The sequence below is a fragment of the Campylobacter showae genome (genome assembly GCF_004803815.1).
GTDB classification, from domain to species: Bacteria; Campylobacterota; Campylobacteria; order Campylobacterales; family Campylobacteraceae; genus Campylobacter_A; species Campylobacter_A showae.
In genome coordinates, this window is record NZ_CP012544.1 from 1,152,251 (window position 1) to 1,175,624 (window position 23,374).

The window sequence follows — 23,374 nt, forward strand, 5'->3', positions numbered from 1 at the left end:
AATTTATGCAATACAACACTGCACACGCGGCGTATTCGCAAAACGCGGTAGGCGGCATCGAGTCGCCTACTAAGCTCATCGAGATGCTTTACGAGGGCGTTTTGAGATTTATTTTTAGAGCTAGAAAAGCGATGCAAGATAACGACGTGGAGAAAAAAGTATATTTTATAAACCGCACGAACGCCATCTTTATCGAGCTTCTAAACTCATTAGACTACAACCAAGGTAGCGTCGCGCACTATCTAAGCGGACTTTATACGAGGCAGATCCAACTGCTGTCGATGGCAAATATAAACAACGACGAGCAGAGCCTAAACGAGGTCGTGAGCGTAACCAAACAGCTACTTGAAGCATGGAAAGAGACGACTGGCGCGGGGCAAGCCGATGTGGCTGGATGAGCTAAAAATAGCCGTCGCTAGCAATGACGCGGAGGCTATCGCGGCACTAGCGGGCCAGACTCCTAGTAAATTTGACAGCCTAGAGGACGCCCTGCAAGCTCAGGAGCTTCTGGGCGCAGCGATAAATTTGATACAAAAAAACAGAACCGAGCTCGGCAAAGAGCTAGAAAAACTAAAAAACGTAAAAAAATACATAGCGTCGTAGATAATTTCTCAAATTTACGGCGCTTTTTATCTCAAATTTCCTTCTAAATTTTATCCCGCAAAGGCAAAGATATGACGAAAAACGCTATAAAGGACGCTTTAAAAAGCAGACTCGGCGCGGAGATAGCGGGCGACTTTAGAGTGCTAAAGGAGTACGAGCTAGTTAAATTTAACGATGAAGCGAGGTTTGTCTTTGAAGGCGAGAGTGAGATAGTGCGCGAGTTTTATATCTTTGCAGATACGGGCACGGGCGATCTTTGGCTTGTCTGTTTAGATGATGGCAAGGTTGCTTTTTACGATCACGACGCGGGATATCTTTGCGCGTCAAATTTAGTTAAATTTGATCTGGATATAGCAGGCTGGCTTGAGATCGCCGAGATGTTTGGAAAATTTGAGACCATAGACGAACCAAGCGACGAGCAAAAATCTAAATTTAAGCTAGCTGTTAGTGCTGCGTGTCCGCAAATTTTAGAAATTTGGGATATTTAGGCTCCAAAAACGCGCCTTGCGCCGTTTCAAACTTAAACCCTATCCGTAGCCGTCAAATTTAAACCCAATTCCGCCTCGCCAAATTTGATCAAATTTTACTTTGCCGCACGGTCGCCGCAAACCTTAGCTTAAATTTGCAAAACGCGCCGTTAAGATAGCGGTTTGTCGCAGTAAAAACACATAAATTTAAAAACTTGATGAAATAAAAGTAGTAAAAAAGGCATGGCGATAAGCCGAGTTCTGTCGTGAGTGATTATTTATCTACTCCAAATTTTACAATTTGGCTCTAGCGAAGGGTTTGACATAAGACTCAAAACCATCCCTTCTTGCTGCGAGTTGGGTTTATATAGCCGCCGCGCTTGCACGCCGCGCTGGTGGGCTCTTACCCCGCCGTTTCACCTTTACCGCCGAAGCGGTAGTTTGCTTTCTGTTACACTGTCCCTTGGGTCGCCCCAGCCATCCGTTAGATGGAACTCCGTCTTATTGCAGCTCGGACTTTCCTCTTTTGCCTACGCAAAAGCAATCACTTGCCATACCTTGGGCGCGATTATAGCTTTTTCGGGTTTAAGGATAGCTTTTTAACGCACGCTATAATGCCCTAAAGTATTTATTTGAATCATATTAAACTCGGGATATAAAATCACCTCATGATCATATTTTATCGGCTGTCCCAACGGTATATGATCCTTTTTGTGCCATATCTGTCTTTTATCGTTCATTAACACGGTTAGGTTTAAATTTTCAGTCGAACCGTAAATCAAATACTCCCGACTGCCGGCATAGTGATAAAACGGGGCCGCCCACGATAATTTCAATTCATGTAAATTTTTAGTTTGCGCTACACAGTCGGACTTGGGAACAAGATCATAGCCATCTAGCGTCATCGTTTGTTGCGTTGCAGTAAAAGGCTTATCCGCTTTTATAAAATGCGTATAACAGATACAAGTCTGCCATTTATTAAAACAAACACCATCAGGAACCTTCTTGCGATATATCAGTAGAGTTTCGCCTTCTAAGCCCGTCAATGCTTTAAATTTAATCAAATCTCGATCTTTTACGTACGGAAATTTAAAAAACGGCGAAATTTGAATAGCTAAATACACTATCAATAAGAAAAACAGTACAACAACTATAAAAAACGCCGCAATCTTAACAACTCTGCTTAATATTTTTAATATATACATATCCGTCTTTAATAAACGACTTGCACGCCGCCAGCGCATAATCACCGCGCAAATTTAAACTAAGCCTTCTTTAAAAACTCCGTTTTTAGCACGATGACGCCCATTTTATCGATTCTGCCTTCGATCTCTTTGTCGTTATCCGTGATTTTTATATTTTTCACCATAGTTCCGCGCTTTAGCGTAGCGCCCGCGCCTTTTACTTTTAGGTCTTTGATTAGAGTTACGTTATCTCCGGCGTTTAGTTCGGTACCGTTTGCGTCTTTTGGCATATTTTCTCCTTTAAATTTAGCGTCCATTTTACTAAAAAATGAACAAAAAATAAAGTCAAAGCCGCTAAATTGAAAAATACAAACGATACATGTCAAATTTACTGCCGTCAAATTTGACGAAACCAAGTCCGCCAAAATTCGCCGTAAACGCGACGAAATCAAAGACTGCGCCAATAAAATTCAGCCTCAAATTTATTCCTCTGCGCAGTCTTTTGCTTTAGATTAGCTTACTGGCCCATCCACTGCAGTTCGGCGCAGCCGATATTATCCCCGCCGTCGCACGCCTTTTTATATAAAGCGCGCGCCTTTTCTTCGTCTTTGCGGTCATAAGAATCGTTTTGATATATCATCGCTAGATCCCTGCAAGCTCGCGGGAGCGTCTGACACGCCTGTTCTAGTATCTCCGCGCAGCATCGACATTACCCATATCTCTAGCCATGACGCCTATTCGTGCGCACGCGGATACGTTATTGGCATTACAAGCTTTTAAGAAAAACTGGGCGGCAGTACCCTGATCCTGCTGAACGCCGTAACCTCTCACGTATGCCAGACCCGCCTCCTCGCAAAGCACGGCACTGCCTAGTTCGCAGCCCGTTGACGATGCTTTAAATTTCTCGCTGTGGCGGTCCTCCTGATAAAGACCAAAAGCCTTTTTACACTACTCGGCGCTACCCTCCTGGCACTCTTTTGCGGCAGTTACCAGCTCCTAGCTATCCTTTGGTCTTTCAGGCGCTTTTAGCACCCCCTTCTAGGTTTTGCCTCCCTGCCTACTGCCGAGTAGCAGTCGCTTCTGGACGGGTCTAGGTCGCAGCACTTATTATAGGCTTCATTGGCCAAAGTTGTATTTTTACTCATTTGCGAGCCGCGACCGCTCTCGTAGATTTCACCCAGCTCTTTGCAAGCCGAGTCGTTGCCGCTCTCGTAGCAAGCAGATTTAAAAAGTGCCGCCGCGCTTGCATAATTGCCTTGCGCCTTAGCTTTTTAGCACTTCGCCGTAGTCAGCAGACGGATTTGCCTGAGCAAAAGCAGCCAGAATGCCGATCGTTGCAGCACTCAAAAGTAGCTTTTTCGTAGTGCCTTTCTTAAATAGATTTATAATGAAATTATAGTACGAAATAGCATAGGAGCATTAAAAATCAGTAGTTTGATTTTTAAATTTTATGGTGAAATTTATAGCTAAATTTGAACCGAATTTAGCTACAAAACAAGGCTTTCAAATTTTAAAATTATAAGGCAAAAGAGCCAAAATTTGACCCTTTTGCCGTTAAATTTAAACAAGCTTTTTGATGACGTCTAGCACGAGATTGCATTTTGGCACGACAGAGTCAACTTCCATGTATTCGTTTTTAGTGTGCATATTTCCGCCCGTAGGCCCCAGTCCGTCGATCGTAGGGCAACCTGCCGAGGCCGTGATGTTACCGTCGCTTAGACCGCCAGCGTCCACCCAGCTCAACTTCGCGCCCGTTTCTTTGGCGACTTCGTCAAAGATCGCTTTGATCCTCGGCAAATTTTGCTCGTCTATCATCGGCGCTTCTTCGTTGATTAGTATCTTTTTATGCGTTACGCCGTTTACGATGCCTTTGCTTAGTATCTCGTCCAGCTTTTTGTTAAAAAACTCGACCGATGAGGCGAATTTATACCTCATCTCGCAGGTCACGCTGGCAAACTCGGGCACGACGTTTTGCGCGGTGCCGCCGTTTGTGATGATGGAGTTAAAGGTATGTCCTGCCGCAAAATCGGTCAGCTTTGATAGCTCGACTACGAAATTTGCCGCCTCTACGAGCGCCGAACGGCCGAGCTCGGGATGATTGCCAGCATGCGCGCCCACGCCGTAAAACTCGATCACGTAAGACATCACGCCCTTTCTAGTAGCCACCATCGAGCCGTCCTCGCGAGCAGGCTCCATCACGAGGCAAAATTTAGACTTTCTAGCGTATTCGCGGATCTTTTCTTTGGCAAAATTTGACCCCGTCTCCTCGTGCGAGTTTAGAAACAAAGCGACGTTGATTTTACTCAGATCAAGCTCCTTGATGACGTAGAGCGACAGCAGTGCGCCGCCCTTGTCGTCGATGACACCTAGCGCGTTTACCCTACCCTCGTTCTGAGTAAAAGGGGTATTTTGCACCGAACCAACGGGGAAAACCGTATCCATGTGCGCGACGAAAAGTACGTCAAATTTAGCCGCGTTCGGGTTGTTTGAGATGAGCAGGCAGTCAGCGACTTTATCGGTGCCAAGCGCTACCGTTTCGTGTTTTAGACCGAGCGTCTCCGCCTTATTCATAAACCACTTTGCGACGCTATTTACACCCTCTATGCTAGCCGTCGGGCTCTCGATATTAGTTAGCTCCTTTAGCTCGGCTAGGTATTGTTTTAGCTCCTCTTGTTTCATGGATCATCCTTTATACGATGAGACTCATTACAAACATCGCTAGATAGGCGTTTAGGATACATATGCCAAATAGCACCAAATAGTGCTTGCCAGGAATTCCCAGCACGCCCAGTACGCGTCCCATATACTGCACCGTAGAGCCTACTAGCGCCATGCCGGGGATCAGTACGGCGATATCGGGAGCCGTTAGAGTGCCGCCCTGAACCAGCGCCACAAGCACGCCGGCAGACCCGCCCCAGCTAAGAAACGCCGCCATGATCACAGCTATCGACTCGCCCGGAAGTCCAAGCGGCAACATAACAAAACCAAGATACTTGCCTATGATGTCAAGCGCGCCAGAGACTTTTAAGATGTGGATGATAACAAAAGCCATAAGGACGTTTGGGATAGTGTTGTGAACGGCGATATCCCAGCCCTTCCTGGCGCCTTCTACGAAAACGTCGGTTAATAATTTATTATTAGCTTGCTCGCTCATACCTCAGTCTCCCCGTCTTTTACGAATTTTTTAACGTAAAGTCTCATCAAATTTGCTCCAAATACCTTAAACACCAAAATAATTCCTAGGCCCGCCGCGATAGACATAGGCGCTAGGGCTCCGTTTTTGTCCGCAACCAAAAGTAGCGGCGCAAAAGACGCTAGGAAATTCGTGATCATCGCGCCCGCGCTAAACTGAAACGCGGCAAATATCAAAAGCTCTTTGTGCGTGATCTTGCCGTCTTGACGTAAAAACTTCGCCGTAGAGCTGCCCGCGTCGGTGCTTTGCGTGCTAGCTATGAGCGAGATCGAGCAGCAGCCCGGGATGCCGATGAGAGGCTTTAACACGGGAGTTAGCCAGCGCGAAGCCGCATAAAGCGCGTAATATCTCTCAAATATCGCGACGAAACCTAGAGCTAGCATGATCGCAGGAACCAGACTAAGCGCAAATATAAAACCGCCCTTTGCGCTAGTGCCGCCTGCAGTCTTAAGCCACTCCGGAAACTGTCCGGTTAGCTTACCGAAATCAAAAATTCCGCCCGCGACATCCTTTAAGAAACCGCCGAAAAAGACGATAGCTAGGATTAAGGCAACGGTGCCGATCGCTAGCTTTTTGCCGTCGTTTGCCTCTTGCATAAAGCCTCCTTAAAAATAAAGTAAATACATAGGTAATATACAGTCGCGAACCTTAGGAATGAGTAAAAAGCAGATTAAGATAATGAATAATATTTAGTTCTTTTAGTTAATGTTACTTTTAGATACTTTGATTTTAAAACATTCAAATTTAATAAAAATAACCGTAAATTTGCAACTTTAATAATATAGCCGCAAGGCGCGAAATAAGCTATCTAAAACAGCGATAGAGTTAAAATTTGACAAAAACAAGGCAAGCGCTCATATAGTCAAATTTAAGACTCTGCTTGCAGTTGCTAAAATTTAAAGCCGAAATTTATGAAATTTGACTTCAAATTTGAACTAAAAAATCAAGGCGAAGCGAAGTAAATTTCACCCCAAGACTAGACATATAGTTTGTCGCAGGGCGAAATTTACGTTCTGCTTGCAGTTGCGAGCAAAGCGAAGTAAAAAGCATTTAAAAGCGCTCGCAAGACGAGCCGCCGCCCTACTCAAAGATATTTTTGTGCAAGATTTCCTCCAGCACCACTGTCGCGTAGCTTCCTTTTTGTAGCGTAAAATTTATCGTAAAGTGCGCTTTTTCCTCGTTGTATTTGTAGCTCGCATCCTCCAAATAACACCACGCAAAGCGCCTAGATCCCGTCATTTTAGCTTTAAATTCATTTGCCTGCGCAAAAATTTGATCCTCTACTGCCTTCGCCGCGCCCTGCGCTTCATACGCCTTAGCGCCTGCGATCAGCCCGCAGCTAGTGATATCTCTCACGTCAAAGCGCGCGCCCTCCGCGTCCAAATCCTCGCATAAAAAGCACTTGCCGTGCGGATAATGCCCCAAAACTTCGCCCTCTATCAGCTTAAAAAATCTCTTTTGCGATTTTAAATTTTTCAAAATCGCGCCGTCAAGATACGGGTAAATTTGAGCTAGCTCAGCGAGGCTAAAATCCTGTGCAAATCTCGAAATCTCCACGCGTTTGCTAAGCCAGCGGTTAAAAAGATCGCTTTGATATGCCGAGATCAAAAAGTCGTTTAGCTTTGGATTTTTACTCTTTTTGCCGTTTACGGTGCCCGATTTTAGCAGTTCCAGCCCGCTTTGCGCGTTGTCACCGTATTTGCCGAAACGCTGATAACCAAAGTAGTTTGGATATCCAGACTCGCCCACATTTCGCACGGCTTGTTCCAGTTTAGCCGCTTCGCTAGGCATCACTTTTTTTAGGCGGATAAAAAAGCTGTTGCCTTTTAGATGCCCGATTCGAAGCTTATTATCATGTGCAGCGAGGCTTAAAATTTTCATCTTTTCGTGGCTAAAATTTGCTAGCATAGCCTCAAATTTACGCGGCATCGAGATAAATTGCGTCGTCATACCTTGCTTGTCTTTTAGGCCCGCGTAGCCAAAATCCCGCATCTTTACGCCGCTTATTTCGCTAAGCGCTTGCAAGGCCTCCTGCGTCGTCATATCTTTTTTGCAAATTTCGATTATCAAGTGCTCGCCCTGCCCGCTAAATGCGTAAAGCGGGATCTCGCGCACTACAAAATCATCCGAGTTTTTACTAAAATACGCGTTAATGGGCGCGTGAGTGAGCGCGTAAAGAGGCTTAAAAATGGTGGTTTCTTGCATTGCTTTTAAATTTTCCTTTCGTGATTTTGGCAAAGATCGTGATTTTCGTGCGGGTTTTGCGAGCTAGGCTTAAGATTTTGGCGCGGTTTTTCGGACTAAACGTAAATAAAATCTCGTATTCCTCGCCGCTATTTAGCTCGCGTTTGCTTAGCCGCTTGCTAAATTTCGCCCCGCAACGACTCTGCGCGCAAAGTTTGGCCAGATCTGCGCCAAGCCCGTCTGAAACGTCCATGGCGGCGTTTATCTTGCTTGCTGCGGCGTAGAAAAATTTATCTTTTAAAACAGGCTTTTTAAAGCGAGAATTTGACGAGATCCGTCCGCCGTTTAGAAGCGTCCTAAGTCCCTTTAGACTGCCTCCAAGCTCGCCCGTAAAAGCGACTAGATCGCCATTTTTCGCGCCGCTTCGTAAAACCGCCTTGCCTCGGAGGCGTGAAATAATCGTAACGCTAAGCAAAATTTTATCGCTGCCGATCGTGTCGCCGCCGATGATAGTCACGCCGTACTCGTCGCAAACGTCCGCAAATCCTTTGCGTAGCGCCGAGATCTGCGCCGCGCTCGTGTTTTTGGGTAGCCCAAGTCCTATAAGCGCAAATTTAGGCTCGGCGTTCATCGCGACGGCGTCGGAGAGATTTACGAGCATCGCCTTGCGCGCGATCTCCTCCATGCTAAGCCAGCCTGCTAGAAAGTGCGTCCTCTCGCAAAAAAGGTCCTTACTATACACCCACCGGCCGCGCTCATGCGCCACGACGGCGCCGTCATCGCCGATGAAGGAGTTGCTGAATTTATCGATTATTAGGCGTTCTTTATCCATTTTGCGATTTTATAAAATTCGGGCTAAAAAGGCGCTTGAAAAACGAATTTATTTAAGCGGCTCGGCAAATTTAGCCGCTTTTAAATTTACCGAGTTTAAAAATTTATCCGAAAATCTCAAATTTGCTAAAAAGCTCGGGCTCCTCTTTTACTATGCCGCGCTTAACGAGATCAGCCGCGACTTCGCGGTCGCAGTCGGTTTGTAGCGGCCAGCCGCGCGTATAGCCCTCGGCCTCGCCTTTTGCGGTGGCATCGATACAGACCGCGCCCTCGCGCACGTAGATATCGCGCAAGGCGTCGATGTTATTTGTCACGCGCCAAAGCAGCATATACGGGTTTTCTAGGCGGTTTTCAGGACCGACGAAAACGAGTAGTTTAAAGTACTCTTTAAATTTTAAAAGCTCTTCAAAAACATCTTTTACGAGGCGGTTTTTATCAAATTTGACGACGCAAATCGGAGTTTTGGTATTTGTTTTAAACTGCACGAGCTGCGTTAAATTTGGCTCTATTTCTTTAAATTTAGCAAGTAGCGCGGCATCGTCTAAGAGTGCTGGCGCAGACACCGAAAAATCCTGCGTCGCGTCGATTCCAAGCTTACCGCCGAAGTACGAGTTCGGGCTAGCATGATCGAGCTGATCGCACACGCCCTCGCTGATTAGCAGGCTTTTTTCGCCGAAGCGGTTTAAAATATGCTCCGTAAGCGCGTCATAATCACTCAAATTTGGCGCATCCTCGCCGACAAAAACCGCGTGCTTTACAAAGCTCATCTGCCCCACGCCCCAAAACGCGTGCATCGCCTGCTTGGCGTGCGCGGGATAAAGGGCATTTATCTTAGCTAAAATCAGGTTGTGAAAGACGCCGTTTTCAGGCATGTTGTAGTCTAGAAGCTCAGGCACCGTCGTGCGCAAAAGCGGCAAGAAAATGCGCTCGGTCGCCCAGCCCATATACTTATCTTCAAGCGGCGGCTTGCCGACTACGGTCGCGTGAAATACGGGCTCACGCTTGCTCGTGATCGCCGTAACCTCCATCACCGGAAACGGCTCGATCGGCGTATAAAAGCCGGTGTGATCGCCAAACGGCCCCTCAAGCTCAAATTTATCCGTATCGACAAAACCCTCGATCACGTAGTCCGCGTCGTGTGGGACGTAAATTTCATTCGTCAGCGACTTTACGAGCTTGGCCGGCTCTTTACGGATGAAGCCGTAAAGCAGCAGCTCAAACACGCCCTTTGGCAGCGGCGCCTGACCGCACCAGATGTAGAGCGGATCGCCGCCGATTGCTACCGAAACTGGCATTTTTTTACCTGCGCGCTTGTATTCGTTAAAGAAATTCGCGCCGTCTTTGTGGATCTGCCAGTGCATGCCGAGGCGATTTTTATCGTAAATTTGCAGTCGGTACATGCCGACGTTTTGCAGTTCGCCGTCTAAGCTCTGCGTATAGACCTGCCCCATCGTGATAAAGGCGCCGCCGTCAAGAGGCCATGTTTTTAGCGCTGGAAGGCTCAAAAGATCGACATCCTCGCCAGTAAATTTGACCTGCTGGCACTCACCCTCGCCTTTTGATCTTTTCGTGAAAATTTTTCTCATCTCAAACAAATACGCGGCAAAATTTAGCTTTTCGCCAAAGCTTTTAGACTTTTTTGGTTTTAAAAGCCGCTCGATCTCGCCCGCGATCTCGTCCGGATCTCGTCCGAAGATAAGCTCTAAAGCGCGCTTTGAGCCGTAGATATTTGTTAGTACGGGGGCAAATTTGCGCCCCATTTTTTTGCAGATAGGTTTTGTAAAAAGCAGCGCCTGCGAGTTTTCGCGCTTGACCTCGATGTAGCTTGCGTGAGCGATCTCTAGATCGATATCCGCGGGCTTATCTATGACGCGCAGCAGGCCGTTATCTTTTAGAAGCTTGATGTAGTCCATATTTTTCCTTAATAATTTATATCCGAACAAGCCGTTTTTGAAGCTAAAATTTTGGCTGCGTTTGAGTCAAATTTGTAAACATTTTGAGCCAAAAACACGACTTTAACTGCCGAAAAATTAGTAAAATCGTAAAAATTATCGGTTTTGGCGGATACGCTAATTTAACACCGACTTAGCAAAAATTTGATCTCTTACAACCTCTAACCAAAAGCACATGGCGCTAAATTTGCAGCGTTAAGGCAAGCAAAAAGCGAAAATCGGCTAGGGTTGCCTCCATCGGTCTAAGTCGTCTTAAAAAGATACCATTTTGAGTTTAGAGAGAGCTGTTCTAGCATTATAAACTCGCTCGGACTCATCTGCGGCAGATCGGGTTCGTTTTCCACGCGCATAAAACCCACTACGTTATCCGTTACGCCGCCGATAATAAGCTCAAAAACCCCGCCGTCGTACGCCGCATGAGATAGGTGTAATCGCTTTACGGCTTCGTTTGCCGCCGCTTCGTCCTTTTGATATAGCGCAAACAGCTCTTCAAATTTCGCCTCGTTTTCGCGTCCGAATTTTAGCAATGCATTATCGCTTGCCAAAATCAGCCTTAAATTTTCTATATCCCCGCCCATTGCTCTAAGTTGCGCCTTTTCCGCCTCGCTCGCAGCCCCATAGCCCCTTATCATCGCCTCTATGATGCCGGTTTGAGCGAGCGATCTAAGCGCATAAATGCCGTCTTCTTTAGCAAAAATGTATAGATCAAGGGATGCGCCGTTTTTAGAAGCGAGCCAAACGCGAAATATCCCGCTAAATTCGCTGCTGTGGCCGAGTTTGGCGACTTTGATTTCGTCAAATTTGTCGGGCGAGTAAAAATTATTTTTTAGACGATCTCGCATCTCGCCTTTAAAATAGGCGTTTTTATCGAAATTTTTATCGGTAAAGAGCGAATAAATAAGCTCTAAATCTACCTGTGCAAAAAGCGCGGATGCCAAGAGCGCCAAAATAAGCGCTTTTTTCATATATTCGCCATCTCCTCGGCGCGTTTTAGCAGCTCTTTTGCGCCTTTACCGATAAATATCCGTCCAAGTTCGGCGCCCACGCTCTTCCACTCGCTTTTTTGCGCGACGATATTTTCGCGTATACTCTCGCTACCGTCCGGTAGTCCCACGACCGCGCGTATCTCGATCTTGTCGCCGTTTAAATTTGCATTTACGCCGATAGGTACCTGGCAACCGCCCTCTAGCATCGCGACGAAATCACGCTCCACGGTCGTCTCTATCACAGCTTTTTCGTCTTTTAAAAACTCTATCAAATTTAAAATTTCAGAGTCCTCTCTAGCCTCGATACCTAGCGCGCCCTGTCCCATCGCAGGCACCATCTGATCTAGCTCAAACGGCACGATATGTGCGACTTCGGAGCGTAAATTTAAGCGGTTCACGCCCGCCATCGCTAGGATAATCGCGTCAAATTCGCCCTCTTTTAGCTTGCGCAGGCGGGTTTGGACGTTGCCTCGCAGCGAGATTATCTCAAGATCGGGACGCATCGCTAAAAGCTGCATTTTGCGGCGCAGGCTCGTCGTACCAACGCGCGCGCCCTCGGGCAGATCCTCAAATTTAGCGTATTTTTCGCTTAGCATCGCGTCCCTCACGTCCTCGCGCGAGCAGATCGCGGCTAGCACCAGCCCCTCTGGGAAAACGACGGGCACGTCTTTTAGACTATGCACGGCGATGTGCGTTTCGCCGCTTAGCATGCTATCTTCCAGCTCTTTTGTAAATAGCCCCTTGCCTCCGATTTTAGCCAGCGGCGTGTCGAGTATCACGTCGCCTTTGGTTTTCATGCCCGTTAGCTCGACCGCGATTTGTGGATAGCGTGATAAAATTTTATCCCTGATATGCTCGCTTTGCCACATCGCCAGCACACTTTTTCTCGTTGCGATTTTTAGTTTTTCCATATTTGCCTCTTTTCTTCTACGACTTCGACGTCGATGATCTCGCCGTCGTCGCGCGGTTTGCTCTGCCCGCTTTCAAATTTTTCGTAATAATATTCGCTCCCACTCTTACGTTCGCCACCGTTTTTTAAATTTGCAAAAAACGCGACCGTTACGATCGCCGCACCCAAAACGTCGGTGATAAGCCCCGGGATAAACATAAAAAAGCCCCCGATCGCCATACCTACGCTACTAAAGACGTCTGAGGGCTTAAAAAACGCGATATTGCTAGTTAGCTGAAAAAATCCGACGCGAAACATAAAAAACAGCCCCAAAACAGCCGTCGCGATAACCTCTAGGACTAAATTTAAAAATCCGTACGCGTGGATAAAAAAATACGCCGCCGCGATCTCCAAAACGACGTAGGGCGTAAAAAAATGCTTTATCATAGGCTCTTTAGTCGCGCTAAAATTTCGCTCGCTTTGACGGTTTCTTTGGCCAGTCCGTCACGCGTAACGAGCTCGACCGTGCCTTCTGCCAGCCCCTTTCCTACGATCACGGCATAAGGAAATCCCATCAGCTCAAATTCGCTCATTTTAACGCCGAAACGCTCGTTTCTATCGTCAAGTAGTACCGAAACGCCCGCCCCACGTAGGTCTTCGTAAAGCCCCTGCGCAAATTTAACGCCCTCTTCGTCTTTTAAATTTGAGACGATGATTTCAAATTTAAACGGAGCTAGGGTTTCGTTCCAGATTATGCCTTTTTCATCGTGGCTAGCCTCGACGGCGACGGCGACCAGGCGGCTAACGCCGATACCGTAGCATCCCATGATAAACGGTTTTGCCTTGCCGTTTTCATCCAAAAACGTAGCACCCATCGGCTCTGAGTACTTGGTGCCTAGCTTAAATATATGCCCGACCTCGATACCTTTACTAACGCTTAAATTTCCGCCGCAGCAAGGGCATTTATCGCCGGCTTTGACCGCGGTTAGGTCTTTGAAGCGCTCGGCGTTAAAGCTGCTAACGCTAACGCCGACGAAGTGATAATCCCGCTCGTTTGCGCCGCAGATCATCTGCGACTCGCCGCGAAGCTCCTTATCGATATAAAACTCCACGCCCCTTAGCCCAACCGGCCCGCAAAATCCGCCTACTAACCCGGCCGCCGCGATCTCGGCTTCGGTCGCGTCCGCTAGCTCGAGCGCCGCGCATGCGTTTTGGGCCTTGACCTCTTGTAGTTCGTCCTCGCCGCGCACGAAAAATACTACGATTTTCTCGCTCTTTTCGCCTTTGGCGTCAATAAAAATCGCCTTTTTTATCACCGCTTTTATGCAGTAAAACTCATCGACTCTAAAAAACTCCGCCACGTCTTTGATGGTTTTGGCGTTTGGAGTTAAAAATTTAGCCGCGTCAGCCTCCGGCCGCTCAGCCTGCGTCGTTCGTTTTGCGCGGGTTGCGGCCTCTATGTTTGCGGCGTAGTCGCAGTTCTCGCAGACGATGATATCGTCCTCGCCGCTATTTGCTAGCACCATAAACTCTTTGCTTCCGCTGCCGCCTATCGCGCCGCTATCGGCTCTAACCGCGCGGAAATTTAACCCGAGGCGAGTAAAAATTTTGCTATAAGTTTTTTCCATCAGGTCAAATTCGCGGTCCAAATCCTCGGCGTTTGCGTGGAAGCTATATCCGTCCTTCATCAAAAACTCACGCCCTCTAAGTAGCCCAAATCTCGGCCTTGCCTCGTCTCTAAATTTGGTATTGATCTGATACAAATTTAGCGGCAGTTGCTTATAGGACGTTACCTTGCCTCGCACGAGCGCGACGACGCTCTCTTCGTTGGTAGGGCTTAGCACAAAGTCGTTTTCCTTGCGGTCCTTAAAGCGCAAAAGCTCCTTGCCGTAGACGTCAAAGCGTCCGCTCTCGCGCCAAAGATCCGCAGACGTGACGAAGCTCATCGAGATCTCCTGCGCGCCCGCTTCGTCAAGCTCCTCTTTGACGATATTTTTTATATTTTCAAGAACCCGTTTGCCAAGCGGCAAAAAGTTATAAAGTCCGCTACCTACCTGCTCGGCGTAGCCCGCTCGGAGCAAAAATTTATGGCTTGCCAGACTCGCGTCTTTTGGCGCTTCTTTTGCCGTGGGCGCGTAAAGTTTGCTAAATTTCATTCGTTCTCCCATTCAAATTCATTATTTTCTTCTTGCGGCGTTTGCTCCGCGACGTTAAAGATTTCCCCGACGGCTCTTAGCTGCGCTTCGCTTCCGGTAGCGCCCGCGAGGTTTTTTAAATTTATCGTCGGCGCGTGCAAAAACGCCTTAAAAACCTGATGTATGAGGCGGTACGCTTCCTCTTTGTCGCTATGTTTTAGATAGCCCTTTTTTAGGGCTTTTGCGAGCTCTCTCTCGGCACACTCCTTAGCCTGCTCTCTTATACCTTTTATTAGCGGCGTGACGGCTAGCTCGCGCAGCATTTGGAAAAACGCCGCCGTATTTCGCCCGACGATGCCGTATGCGATCTGCGCTTGCTCTTCGCGCAGGGCTAGGTTTTTATTTACAATCTCTTGCAAGTCGTCCACAGCGTAAATTTTGATATTTTCGCTCTCCGTGATCGCGATATCGCGCGGTACGGCTATATCAAAAAAGTAACGCTTAAACTCCTTTGGCTCTACCATCGCGTCGATCAAAACCGGATGCGGCGCGGCGGTCGCGGAAAATATTATTTGATATTTATTTATGTACTGCGCTACGTTTGAAAGCGAGTCGTATTCGTTATTATCCCCCAGCGTCAGAGCTAAATTTTTAGCGCGCTCTTTGTTTCGGCTGATGATTATCGTTCGCGCGCCGCTTGCGATTAGATGCTTTGCGGCTAGCTCCGCCATCTCGCCAGCGCCTACTATCACGGCGACCATGCCGTTTAGCGTGCCAAAAATCTCCTTTGCCTTCGCCACCGCGACGCTTGAAACGGAGATCGGATTTTTGGAGATTTCGGTTTTGTTTCGTACCTCCGCCGCGCACTTAAAGGCAAACTCCATCGCCCTGCCGAGCTTCGCGCCGCATTTGCCGTTAGCGCGTGCAAATTTATACGCCTCTTTTAACTGCCCCGCGATCTGCGTTTCGCCGATAACAAGGCTATCTAGCGAGCTAGCAACGGCAAAGAGATGGTGCACGGCGCCGTTATCCTCGTAGATGTCGGCTCTGCTTTGCAGCTCCTCAAAAGGGATGCCGCAGATGAGCGACATGCAGGCTATGATGTGCTTGCTAGCGCCTTCGACCGTCTTTACGCTAGCGATGATCTCGACGCGGTTGCAGGTGCTTAGCACCATGCACTCGTTGATGTTTTGGCTGGAGCTAATGAGGCGTAAAATTTCGTTTTTGCGCTCGATGTTAGAAAAAGAGAGCTTTTCGCGCACGGATATATCGGTGTTTTTGTGCGTAAAGCTCACGCTTGCGTAATGCATCAAAATTCCCTATCTATCATTGATTTTACAATACTTTCTAGGCCGTCTACGTTAAATTTTTCTACCGATTTTATCGCCTGCTCGCCTAAATTTTTCGCCGCTTCTATGCTTTTTTTTATCGCGCCCGTTTCGTTCATATTTGCCCTCACCCAGCCGCGTTCAGCCTCGCTCAGATCTTTTTTAAACAGGCCTTTTAGCTGCTCTTTGTCCGTTTCGTTTAAGCTTTCGTAAAGATAAATGTAAGGTAGCGTCGTTTTGCCCTCTTTAAAGTCGCTAAAATTTGGCTTTCCAAGCGTCGCTGCGTCTTGCGTGACGTCTAGGATGTCGTCGATTATCTGAAAGGCTAGGCCTAAGTTTTTGCCGTAAATTTTAAAATTAGACGCGTCAAGTCCAGCCAACATCGCTCCAACCGCGGCGGCGGCCTCGATCAAAACGGCGGTTTTATAGTAGATCATCGTTTCGTACGCAGACTTATCGTCGTTAAATTTAGCCGAGAGATCTACGTCCATCATCTCGCCCACGCTTAGCTTACTAACCGCGCCCGATATCTCGCCAGCGATCTCGTACGGGAATTTCGACAGCTCGTAAAAGCCCTTCGAATAGAGGATATCACCTAGCATCACGGCGTTTTTGGTGCCGAAGCTCGCGTTTATACTAGGGCTTCCGCGCCTGGTGTCGGCGTCGTCTATCACGTCGTCGTGAAGCAAACTAGCCAGGTGAATAAGCTCGATAATCGCGCAAATTTTTAGACTTTGCTCGCTCTCGCCCGCTATTTTTAAAAGTAGCTTAGAGCGCAGCTTTTTGCCCGAATTTATCCGTGCAAACATCGCGTTTGCAGGCTCGTAGCCAAGCTCCGCGATAAAATTTTTCATTATCAGATCTATTTTTTCCATTTAGGCTCACTTAAATTTTGCTTTTATCTGGCGTTTTGCGCGCTATTTTGAGCGCCGCTCTGCTTTCTTGGCGGGTTCAAAAACTCCACGTCTACGCGCTGTTCGTCGTCGTTTATCAGCACGCGAAATTTCGCTACGCCTTGCTTAAAATCCTCAAAAACGAGATAAAGCGCGACGCGGTCGCTAGGCGGATACTTGAGATCAGGTATCAAAGTCTGCTTGTAAGTCTCAAGGCCGCGCCTTAGCGACATAACAAGCTGACGAGGATAGTTTCGGTAGCGCGAATGCACGATGATGTTCGTGTTATCAAAAAGCGTCCAACGAAAATCAAAGCTCTCGCGCTCGTCCGTGCCTTTTTTGGTCACGAAAACCCGCGCCCACTCGTCTTTTTTGAGCTCAAAAAGGTGCTCTTCCTCGAAATTTACCGCGCCGAAAGCCAACGATAAAAACAACGAAAATATAACGGCTATTTTACTCATTTTGACTTAAAATATCCCCACTAAGCCCGATGTAAATGTCGTTTAGACGCTCATTTATCAGGGTTTGATTTTGAGAGATGAACGAATTTTGCGCCGTTTCGTCAAAGCCGTTTTTTTCACAAAATTCGCTCATTGCGATAAATTTTTCAAAAGTTTTTTCAAGCTCGTTTTCGACTAAATTTTTGTTCGCGTTAAATAAAATTTCAAAGAATTTTTCTCTCGGACTTTGAGAAAATATATCATAATCCATAAATTTTAAAACCTTTCGCAAATCTTAAAATACATACTATTTTTTGTAAAATCCTACCTAAAATCATACGCACTATAATACGCTAAATTTTTATAACTTCTCGATATATAGGGCTGCTTCAGCCACCGTAAAGACATTGTCGCAGCTCGGACTTTTGCTACCAAAACCCCAGCAAACGTTTAGATATCTCATACCTGCATTGCGTGCGGCAAGCTCGTCTTTTTTACTATCTCCGACAAATATCGCTTTATCGAATTCGCCTGATTTTAATATCAAATTTAACATCGCGGGATCTGGTTTTTGAGGTATGTTTTCATCCGCTCCGACGATGAGATCGAAAAATTTAAATATTCCGCTTCTTTGCAAAATCTCATCCAAAGTATATCGCGGCGCATTGCTAGCTAGAGCGACGAAATGCCCGGCCTCTTTTAGCCCGGCTAGCAGTCCATCGACGCCCTCGTATGCCGCGGCGTATTCGCGGTAGTTTTTCTTAAATTTAGCTTCAAAGTTATCCCGCAGCTTCATATCAGGTTTATCGATACCGTAAAAGTCAAGCCCCAAATTTCGCCCCGGCTCGTTTATGGCCTTTACGATAAACTCCGCCGCCAGATCGCCCTCGAGCCCCAGCTCGCGCCGCACCTCGTTTACCGTCTCACAGATCGCTTTTGCGCTATCTATGAGCGTGCCGTCCATGTCAAATATCACGCATTTCACTCTTCGTCCTTATATTTTTTTCTATGTTTTTCTTTTTTATAGGTTTTTTGATTTTTTAGCTTTTCTAGAGCGTTGGCGCAGGATATTAGTTCGCCTCTCTCGCCGCCTTTTACGACTAAATTTACGAAATTTTCAAGAGACTTCGAGTAGGCGTTATCTAAAAAAACCGGCTCGATCTTGCGTAAAATTTCGGCATTTTTGCCGACCCTAGCGCGAAATTCGTCCTCGTTAAAATCCTCTCTTTTTAGCGTGCTAATCGCCGCTTTAGCGAATTTTTCCAGGCCGCGCAGGTACTTTACGCGCTTAAATTTATCGTTTTGTTCAGCCATTTTTTCCTTTCAAAAGCCCAATTATACCAATTTAAACTTTTAGCGGTTATAATGCGCGCAAATTTTACAAGGAGAGACACATGCAAAAAGAGACGATAGCCACGCACTACGGCTACGACACCAAGACGGGGCCCGGCGCCATGGCGGTGCCGATTTACCAGACTACGGCTTATGATTTCGGTAGCGCCGAGGCGGCTGCAGCGAGATTTGCGCTAGAAGACCCGGGCCACATCTACACGAGGCTGGGCAACCCGACTACGGACGTACTAGAGAGCCGTATAGCCGCGCTCGAGGAGGGCTCGGCCTCTATCGTGACAGCTAGCGGTCAGTCGGCGATTTTCTACTCGATCGCAAATTTAGCCGCAGTCGGCGACAACATCGTCGTGGCAAAGAAAATTTACGGCGGCACGATGGTTCTTTTTATACATACGCTTAAGCGTTTTGGCATCGAGGCGCGAGTGTTTGACAGCGACAGCGCGGACGATCTTGAAAATTTGATAGACGACAAAACTCGCGCGATATTTTTCGAGACGCTATCAAATCCGCAAATCGCAATCCCGAATTTTAAAAAAATCGTCGAGATCGCGGACAAGCACGGCGTCGTAACGATCGCAGATAACACCGTGCCTACGCCGATCATTTTCCAACCGCTAAATCACGGCATCGACGTCGTCGTACATAGCGCTAGCAAATATATCTGCGGCCAAGGCCTAAGCCTAGCGGGCGCAGTCGTAGCTAGTAAAAATTTAAACGCTAAGCTAGTCGGTAACGCCAGATACGCGCATTTTAACGAGCCTGATGAGAGCTATCACGGGCTAGTTTATGCGCAAATGGCGGATAAATTTGACATCTATACGCTGCGCATGAGAGTGGCTTTAGTGCGCGATATAGGCGCTACGATCTCGCCTTTTAACTCCTGGCAGCTCATACAGGGGCTTGAGACTTTGAGCGTGCGTATCGAGAGACACTCGCAAAATGCTCGCAAAATCGCCGAGTTTTTAAACTCGCATAAACACGTCAAGCGCGTGACCTACCCTGCGCTAAAAAGCGATCCCGAGCACGAAAAGGCGCAAAAATACTTTGCTGGCGGCATGGCTAGTGGGCTAATGTGCTTTGAAACCGATAGCTATGAACGTGCCGTAAAGATGCTGGGCAAAGTAAAACTCTTTAAAATCGTCGTAAATATCGGCGACTCCAAGTCGCTCATCACGCACCCGGCATCCACCACGCACCAGCAGCTCTCGAGCGAAGAGCTAATAAAAGCGGGCATAACAAAAGAACTAATCAGAATAAGCGTCGGCCTAGAAAACGCGGACGACCTCATCGCCGATCTGGCGCAGGCTTTGGAGTAGAATAAGGCTAAATTTGAAAGATAAATTCGGCTAAATTTAAGCTAAATTTAAATATACCCCTTTGGCGGTTTCACCGCCTTGGGGTTAAGCGCCAGATTGTTAAATTTGATCAAGAGGGCTTCCCTCTTGATCCTTAGCTCGTTCAAACTCAAATTTGAGCAGGCTACTTGTCCTTTTTCCTATCGGCTTTTTCCTTTATCTCCTCCGCCGCTTCGAGATCGCGCTGCGCTTTTTCAAAGCTCTTACGCGCCTTATCGACGCGGCGGGAATTCTTAACGCTGGCGTCATCGGTATAAACCTTTTGGGCTTCCTCTAACTCGGTTTTAGCTTTACCGAAATTCATCTGCGCGGTTTCTAAATTCATTGTAGGATTATCCGCCCCGGCTAGCTCCGCCTTTGAAGTTACTTTGCCAGTTACTGGGTTTCTGCCAATAGTGCCGTCAAGTTCTTTTCCGCCTCTATTCATCATACACTCTTTTTTACCGCTTATCATTACCCCCCCCAATATAATTAGGTCTATTTTTTGGGTCGCTACAATCTACTTTTTCTTTTGCATAACTAAACGTAACACTTAAAGCGGCTATTAAAAATAAATTAACAAACTTCATTTTTATTTTTCCTCTTTAACATTTTTATCTTTCTTAAGTCCTTTTTTATTTCTTATCCTACGAAACGCGCTTGAAAATGTAGATAAAGTCATTTCCTCAAATTTCATTTCTATTTCCTTTCTTTAAATTTTACGCAAACGGCGGCAAATTTACGCCGTAAACGTCTTTAAGGTTTCGTTGTATTTGTTTTCGTCCTCGCACTGGATCAGCAGCAAGTCGCCCTCTTCAAATACCGACGAACCGGTAGGTTTGATGTATTCGCCCTTGCGCTTGATGAGTAGCACCAAAAAGTCGCTAGGAAGCTCGAGCTCGGCTAGGTTTTTGCCCACGACTTCGGAGTCAAAGCGTATGGTGTGCTGGCGTAAAGTGTGGTAAAAGATCGGCAAGTTCGACATCTCGACCTCTTCTACGACGACCTCTTCTTTGACGCCGCATTTTTGCGCGGCTTTTTCTAGCGTCATGCCTTGAATGATGATAGAGACGAACACGACGAAAAATATCGTGTTAAAAATAAGCTCGGAATTTGGCAAATTTGCGCCGAACGGATAGGTCGCAAGTACGATAGGAACGACGCCTCGAAGCCCGACCCACGAGATAAATATCTTTTCTTTGACATTGTATCTAGAGAGCAAAAGCGAGAGAAAAACACCCATCGGACGCGCGATAAACATGATCCAAAACGCGATCACTGTGCCCGCAAGCGCGACGGCTGGTAGCTGAGATGGATTTACCAAAAGTCCCAGCGTCAAAAATATGACGATCTGCATCGTCCACGCAATACCGTCGTGAAAACCGATCAAATTTTTCTTATGCGCAAACTCTTTTTTATTTATAAACATGCCAGCGATATAAACGGCCAAAAAGCCGTTACCGCCGACTTTGCCCGCTAGCACGTATAAAAGCATCACCCAAGCCATCGAAAACACCGGATATAGTCCCCAATACTCAAGCCTTAGGCGGTTAAAAAGCCCCGGTAGCGCGACGCCAAATACATAACCCATCAGCCCGCCTAGCAAAAACTGCTTCACCAGCGTTAGCGCAATATCGGGAACGCTAGGGATCGTGGCTATGGAGATGATTTGTAGCATCGTGACGGTTAAAAAGATCGCCATCGGGTCGTTTGATCCGGACTCTAGCTCCAAAAGCGGACGGATGTTGTTTCGCAGCGAAATTTCCTTCGCCCCGAGTATCGCAAACACCGCCGCAGCGTCGGTCGAGGATATGATAGAGCCAAAAAGCAAAGCCTCCAGCCAGTCAAGGCCTAGCAGGTATTTTACCAGCACGGCTATCATACCGGCAGTAAGCACGACGCCAAGAGTCGCTAGGATGATGCCGTTTACCATCACGGGGCGGATAGATTTTAGATTCGTATCAAGCCCGCCTGCGTAAAGTATAAAAATAAGCGCGATAGTGCCCACGTCTTGGGCGATTTGGCGATTATCAAAAGCAAGTCCGAGCAGCCCGTCCGAGCCTGCAAGCATACCGACTGCTAAAAAAACGACTAAGGACGGAACGCCGAATCTATCTGAAACCTTGCTGGAGACGATACAAGCGATAAGCAGGATAGAGAAAAATAGTAAAAAAGTTTCTAACATTGTCCCTCATTTGGGTTCAAAGCGGACAAATTTAAGGCTAAATTTAGTGCCCTAATAGCCTCAAATTTGGCGCGTTTTGTAAATAAATTTTACCCGATTTTACCTTTTTAACGGATAAAAAGGATTAATTTTTATCATCGTAAAAGATGAGATCAAAGCTATTTTTGCGCTTTACCAGAGCCTTTTTAGACGGCACGCCGCCCTGCTCCATTTTGGCTAGATCCTCTTTCATCTGCCTTATCATGACTTCAGACTGCTCGATCTGCTCTTTTAACTGCAAGATTATGTCCACGCCCGCTAAATTTACGCCCAGATCGCGCGTTAGACGCAGTATCATCTTGATACGGTCCATGTCTTTTTCGGAATAAAGGCGCATCTTGCCCTCGGTTCTTGATGGCTCTAGCAGCCCCTCGCGCTCGTATTGGCGAAGCGTCTGCGGATGTATGGAGAGCACCTTGGCTACGACGCTTATTAGGTAGACCGGTTCTTCGTATTGTTTCATTTTATGCCTCCGGGAGTTTTTGCTTCATGAGTTCGGCTAGCTCGCCGTCTAGGGCATTTACGTCCGGCAAAGACACGCGCGCCCTCAAGTACAGATCGCCGAATATCCCGCTTTTTCTATTTTGCACGCCGTACCCTTTGAGCCTGATTTTTTGCCCCGATTTTGAGTTTTCGGCGATTTTTATCGTTACGTCTTTTTTAGGCGTTTTTACGTCTATCTTACCGCCAAACATCATCGTTTTTAGCGGGATTAGCACGTCTTTATATAGATCGTCTCCGTCTCTTTCGTACTCGTCGCTAGGCGCGATATTTACGGTTAGTATCAGATCTCCGCGACCGCCGCTACCTTTGCCTTTTATGCGTAGCTTTTCGCCGTCATTGATTCCGTTTGGGATTTTTATTTTGATGTTTTCGCCGTTAAAATTTATCGAGTGCTCGCCGCCCTTTACGGCTACGTCAAACGGTATAGTTACCTTCGCTCGCGAGTCCAGATCCTCATCGTCCTCAAAGCCGCTAAATCCGCCAGTCTGTCTAAAACCGCTAAAGCCGCTCCTGCTAGAAAATCCGCTAAAGCCGCCTCCGCCGAAGATATTTTTTAAAATTTCGTCCAAATTTCCCATGCCTGAGCTGCTCGCAAAGTCATGGAAATTTTGCCCACCGAACATCGCGTCACCGTGCCTGTCGTACTGCGCACGCTTTTTTTCGTCGCTTAAAATTTCATACGCGGCATTTATCTCTTTAAATTTATCCTCCGCACCCGGGTCTTTGTTGATATCTGGATGATACTTGCGAGCCAGCCTGCGATAGGCCTTTTTGATCTCGTCGCCGGTGGCTTTTTCCGACACCCCTAACGTTTCGTAAAGACTATTGCTCATGTTATGTCCTTCTGGTCAATTAATTTTATAGCGATTATAGCACA

The 23,374-nt window shown here is 47.0% G+C and carries 28 protein-coding genes and 1 other RNA gene; 4 read left to right on the plus strand and 25 right to left on the minus strand.

What is annotated here, in order from left to right; genetic code table 11:
- Positions 1 to 5: 5 nt before the first annotated feature.
- From fliS to CSHOW_RS05640, 3 genes are all read left to right on the plus strand, one after another.
- A complete protein-coding gene (gene fliS, locus CSHOW_RS05630; protein ID WP_004321273.1) occupies positions 6 to 398 on the plus strand; it encodes a flagellar export chaperone FliS in 393 nt (130 codons plus the stop codon).
- Positions 385 to 603 carry a hypothetical protein gene (locus CSHOW_RS05635; protein ID WP_004321272.1) on the plus strand — a complete coding sequence of 73 codons (219 nt, stop codon included), beginning with the start codon at positions 385 to 387 and terminating at the stop codon, positions 601 to 603. Before fliS ends, CSHOW_RS05635 begins: the two co-directional genes overlap by 14 nt.
- 71 nt (positions 604 to 674) lie before the next feature.
- Positions 675 to 1,091 carry a hypothetical protein gene (locus tag CSHOW_RS05640; protein ID WP_004321271.1) on the plus strand — a complete coding sequence of 139 codons (417 nt, stop codon included), beginning with the start codon at positions 675 to 677 and terminating at the stop codon, positions 1,089 to 1,091.
- Positions 1,092 to 1,304: 213 nt separating this feature from the next.
- Here CSHOW_RS05640 and rnpB read toward each other — a convergent pair.
- The 21 genes from rnpB to CSHOW_RS05745 form a co-directional block, all read right to left on the minus strand.
- Positions 1,305 to 1,630, minus strand: an RNA gene (gene rnpB, locus CSHOW_RS05645) — RNase P RNA component class A.
- A 39-nt stretch (positions 1,631 to 1,669) separates the two neighbouring features.
- Positions 1,670 to 2,275: a hypothetical protein gene (locus CSHOW_RS05650; RefSeq protein WP_171992811.1), complete on the minus strand. Its 606-nt coding sequence runs from the start codon at positions 2,273 to 2,275 to the stop codon at positions 1,670 to 1,672.
- Between the two features lie 59 nt (positions 2,276 to 2,334).
- A complete protein-coding gene (locus CSHOW_RS05655; RefSeq protein ID WP_034964775.1) occupies positions 2,335 to 2,544 on the minus strand; it encodes an alkylphosphonate utilization protein in 210 nt (69 codons plus the stop codon).
- Positions 2,545 to 2,771: 227 nt separating this feature from the next.
- Entirely contained in the window at positions 2,772 to 2,945 is a 174-nt protein-coding gene (locus CSHOW_RS05660) for an SEL1-like repeat protein (RefSeq protein WP_332370056.1), read from the minus strand.
- Positions 2,939 to 3,115 carry a Sel1 repeat protein gene (locus CSHOW_RS05665; RefSeq protein WP_004321263.1) on the minus strand — a complete coding sequence of 59 codons (177 nt, stop codon included), beginning with the start codon at positions 3,113 to 3,115 and terminating at the stop codon, positions 2,939 to 2,941. The genes CSHOW_RS05660 and CSHOW_RS05665 overlap by 7 nt, the downstream gene beginning before the upstream one ends.
- Before the next feature lie 699 nt (positions 3,116 to 3,814).
- Positions 3,815 to 4,933, minus strand: a complete 1,119-nt coding sequence (locus tag CSHOW_RS05670) for a M20/M25/M40 family metallo-hydrolase (RefSeq protein WP_004321255.1) — start codon at positions 4,931 to 4,933, stop codon at positions 3,815 to 3,817.
- Between the two features lie 10 nt (positions 4,934 to 4,943).
- Positions 4,944 to 5,408, minus strand: a complete 465-nt coding sequence (locus CSHOW_RS05675; RefSeq protein WP_002950687.1) for a YjiG family protein — start codon at positions 5,406 to 5,408, stop codon at positions 4,944 to 4,946.
- Positions 5,405 to 6,043, minus strand: coding sequence for a nucleoside recognition domain-containing protein (locus tag CSHOW_RS05680; protein ID WP_004321250.1), 639 nt, complete (start codon positions 6,041 to 6,043; stop codon positions 5,405 to 5,407). The genes CSHOW_RS05675 and CSHOW_RS05680 overlap by 4 nt, the downstream gene beginning before the upstream one ends.
- Positions 6,044 to 6,527: 484 nt before the next feature.
- Entirely contained in the window at positions 6,528 to 7,652 is a 1,125-nt protein-coding gene (gene truD / locus CSHOW_RS05685; protein WP_004321246.1) for a tRNA pseudouridine(13) synthase TruD, read from the minus strand.
- Entirely contained in the window at positions 7,630 to 8,463 is an 834-nt protein-coding gene (locus CSHOW_RS05690; protein ID WP_004321244.1) for a thiamine-phosphate kinase, read from the minus strand. The genes truD and CSHOW_RS05690 overlap by 23 nt, the downstream gene beginning before the upstream one ends.
- Positions 8,464 to 8,566: 103 nt before the next feature.
- The gene (locus CSHOW_RS05695) at positions 8,567 to 10,375 is read right to left on the minus strand and encodes a menaquinone biosynthesis decarboxylase (RefSeq protein ID WP_004321235.1); all 1,809 of its coding nucleotides are present in this window, start codon (positions 10,373 to 10,375) and stop codon (positions 8,567 to 8,569) included.
- A gap of 281 nt (positions 10,376 to 10,656) precedes the next feature.
- Complete coding sequence (locus CSHOW_RS05700) at positions 10,657 to 11,379, minus strand: hypothetical protein (RefSeq protein ID WP_004321233.1); 723 nt, start codon at positions 11,377 to 11,379, stop codon at positions 10,657 to 10,659.
- Positions 11,376 to 12,311 (minus strand): hydroxymethylbilane synthase, encoded by a 936-nt coding sequence (gene hemC, locus CSHOW_RS05705; protein WP_004321231.1) that lies wholly within the window; start codon positions 12,309 to 12,311, stop codon positions 11,376 to 11,378. The genes CSHOW_RS05700 and hemC overlap by 4 nt, the downstream gene beginning before the upstream one ends.
- On the minus strand, positions 12,299 to 12,736 hold the full coding sequence (locus CSHOW_RS05710) for an FxsA family protein (RefSeq protein ID WP_004321229.1): 438 nt from the start codon (positions 12,734 to 12,736) through the stop codon (positions 12,299 to 12,301). The genes hemC and CSHOW_RS05710 overlap by 13 nt, the downstream gene beginning before the upstream one ends.
- Complete coding sequence (locus tag CSHOW_RS05715; protein ID WP_004321227.1) at positions 12,733 to 14,445, minus strand: proline--tRNA ligase; 1,713 nt, start codon at positions 14,443 to 14,445, stop codon at positions 12,733 to 12,735. The genes CSHOW_RS05710 and CSHOW_RS05715 overlap by 4 nt, the downstream gene beginning before the upstream one ends.
- Positions 14,442 to 15,734 (minus strand): glutamyl-tRNA reductase, encoded by a 1,293-nt coding sequence (hemA, locus tag CSHOW_RS05720; RefSeq protein WP_004321224.1) that lies wholly within the window; start codon positions 15,732 to 15,734, stop codon positions 14,442 to 14,444. The genes CSHOW_RS05715 and hemA overlap by 4 nt, the downstream gene beginning before the upstream one ends.
- A complete protein-coding gene (locus tag CSHOW_RS05725) occupies positions 15,734 to 16,627 on the minus strand; it encodes a polyprenyl synthetase family protein (protein ID WP_004321222.1) in 894 nt (297 codons plus the stop codon). Before CSHOW_RS05725 ends, hemA begins: the two co-directional genes overlap by 1 nt.
- Before the next feature lie 23 nt (positions 16,628 to 16,650).
- Positions 16,651 to 17,106 (minus strand): hypothetical protein, encoded by a 456-nt coding sequence (locus tag CSHOW_RS05730; RefSeq protein WP_004321220.1) that lies wholly within the window; start codon positions 17,104 to 17,106, stop codon positions 16,651 to 16,653.
- Complete coding sequence (locus CSHOW_RS05735; protein ID WP_004321218.1) at positions 17,099 to 17,356, minus strand: DUF2018 family protein; 258 nt, start codon at positions 17,354 to 17,356, stop codon at positions 17,099 to 17,101. Before CSHOW_RS05735 ends, CSHOW_RS05730 begins: the two co-directional genes overlap by 8 nt.
- A 90-nt stretch (positions 17,357 to 17,446) precedes the next feature.
- The gene (locus tag CSHOW_RS05740) at positions 17,447 to 18,070 is read right to left on the minus strand and encodes an HAD family hydrolase (RefSeq protein WP_004321216.1); all 624 of its coding nucleotides are present in this window, start codon (positions 18,068 to 18,070) and stop codon (positions 17,447 to 17,449) included.
- On the minus strand, positions 18,067 to 18,399 hold the full coding sequence (locus CSHOW_RS05745) for a hypothetical protein (protein WP_004321215.1): 333 nt from the start codon (positions 18,397 to 18,399) through the stop codon (positions 18,067 to 18,069). The genes CSHOW_RS05740 and CSHOW_RS05745 overlap by 4 nt, the downstream gene beginning before the upstream one ends.
- Positions 18,400 to 18,479: 80 nt before the next feature.
- Here CSHOW_RS05745 and CSHOW_RS05750 point away from each other — a divergent pair, with 80 nt between their 5' ends.
- Positions 18,480 to 19,751, plus strand: a complete 1,272-nt coding sequence (locus CSHOW_RS05750; RefSeq protein WP_004321214.1) for an O-acetylhomoserine aminocarboxypropyltransferase/cysteine synthase family protein — start codon at positions 18,480 to 18,482, stop codon at positions 19,749 to 19,751.
- 163 nt (positions 19,752 to 19,914) lie between these two features.
- On the opposite strand, the gene CSHOW_RS05755 is transcribed toward CSHOW_RS05750, so the two are convergent.
- From CSHOW_RS05755 to CSHOW_RS05770, 4 genes are all read right to left on the minus strand, one after another.
- Positions 19,915 to 20,244, minus strand: coding sequence for a hypothetical protein (locus CSHOW_RS05755; protein WP_004321213.1), 330 nt, complete (start codon positions 20,242 to 20,244; stop codon positions 19,915 to 19,917).
- A 264-nt stretch (positions 20,245 to 20,508) separates the two neighbouring features.
- Positions 20,509 to 21,954, minus strand: coding sequence for a potassium/proton antiporter (locus tag CSHOW_RS05760; protein ID WP_004321212.1), 1,446 nt, complete (start codon positions 21,952 to 21,954; stop codon positions 20,509 to 20,511).
- Between the two features lie 124 nt (positions 21,955 to 22,078).
- The gene (locus CSHOW_RS05765) at positions 22,079 to 22,456 is read right to left on the minus strand and encodes a heat shock protein transcriptional repressor HspR (RefSeq protein WP_004321211.1); all 378 of its coding nucleotides are present in this window, start codon (positions 22,454 to 22,456) and stop codon (positions 22,079 to 22,081) included.
- A gap of 1 nt (position 22,457) precedes the next feature.
- Positions 22,458 to 23,330 carry a DnaJ family protein gene (locus CSHOW_RS05770; protein WP_004321209.1) on the minus strand — a complete coding sequence of 291 codons (873 nt, stop codon included), beginning with the start codon at positions 23,328 to 23,330 and terminating at the stop codon, positions 22,458 to 22,460.
- Positions 23,331 to 23,374 lie beyond the last annotated feature (44 nt).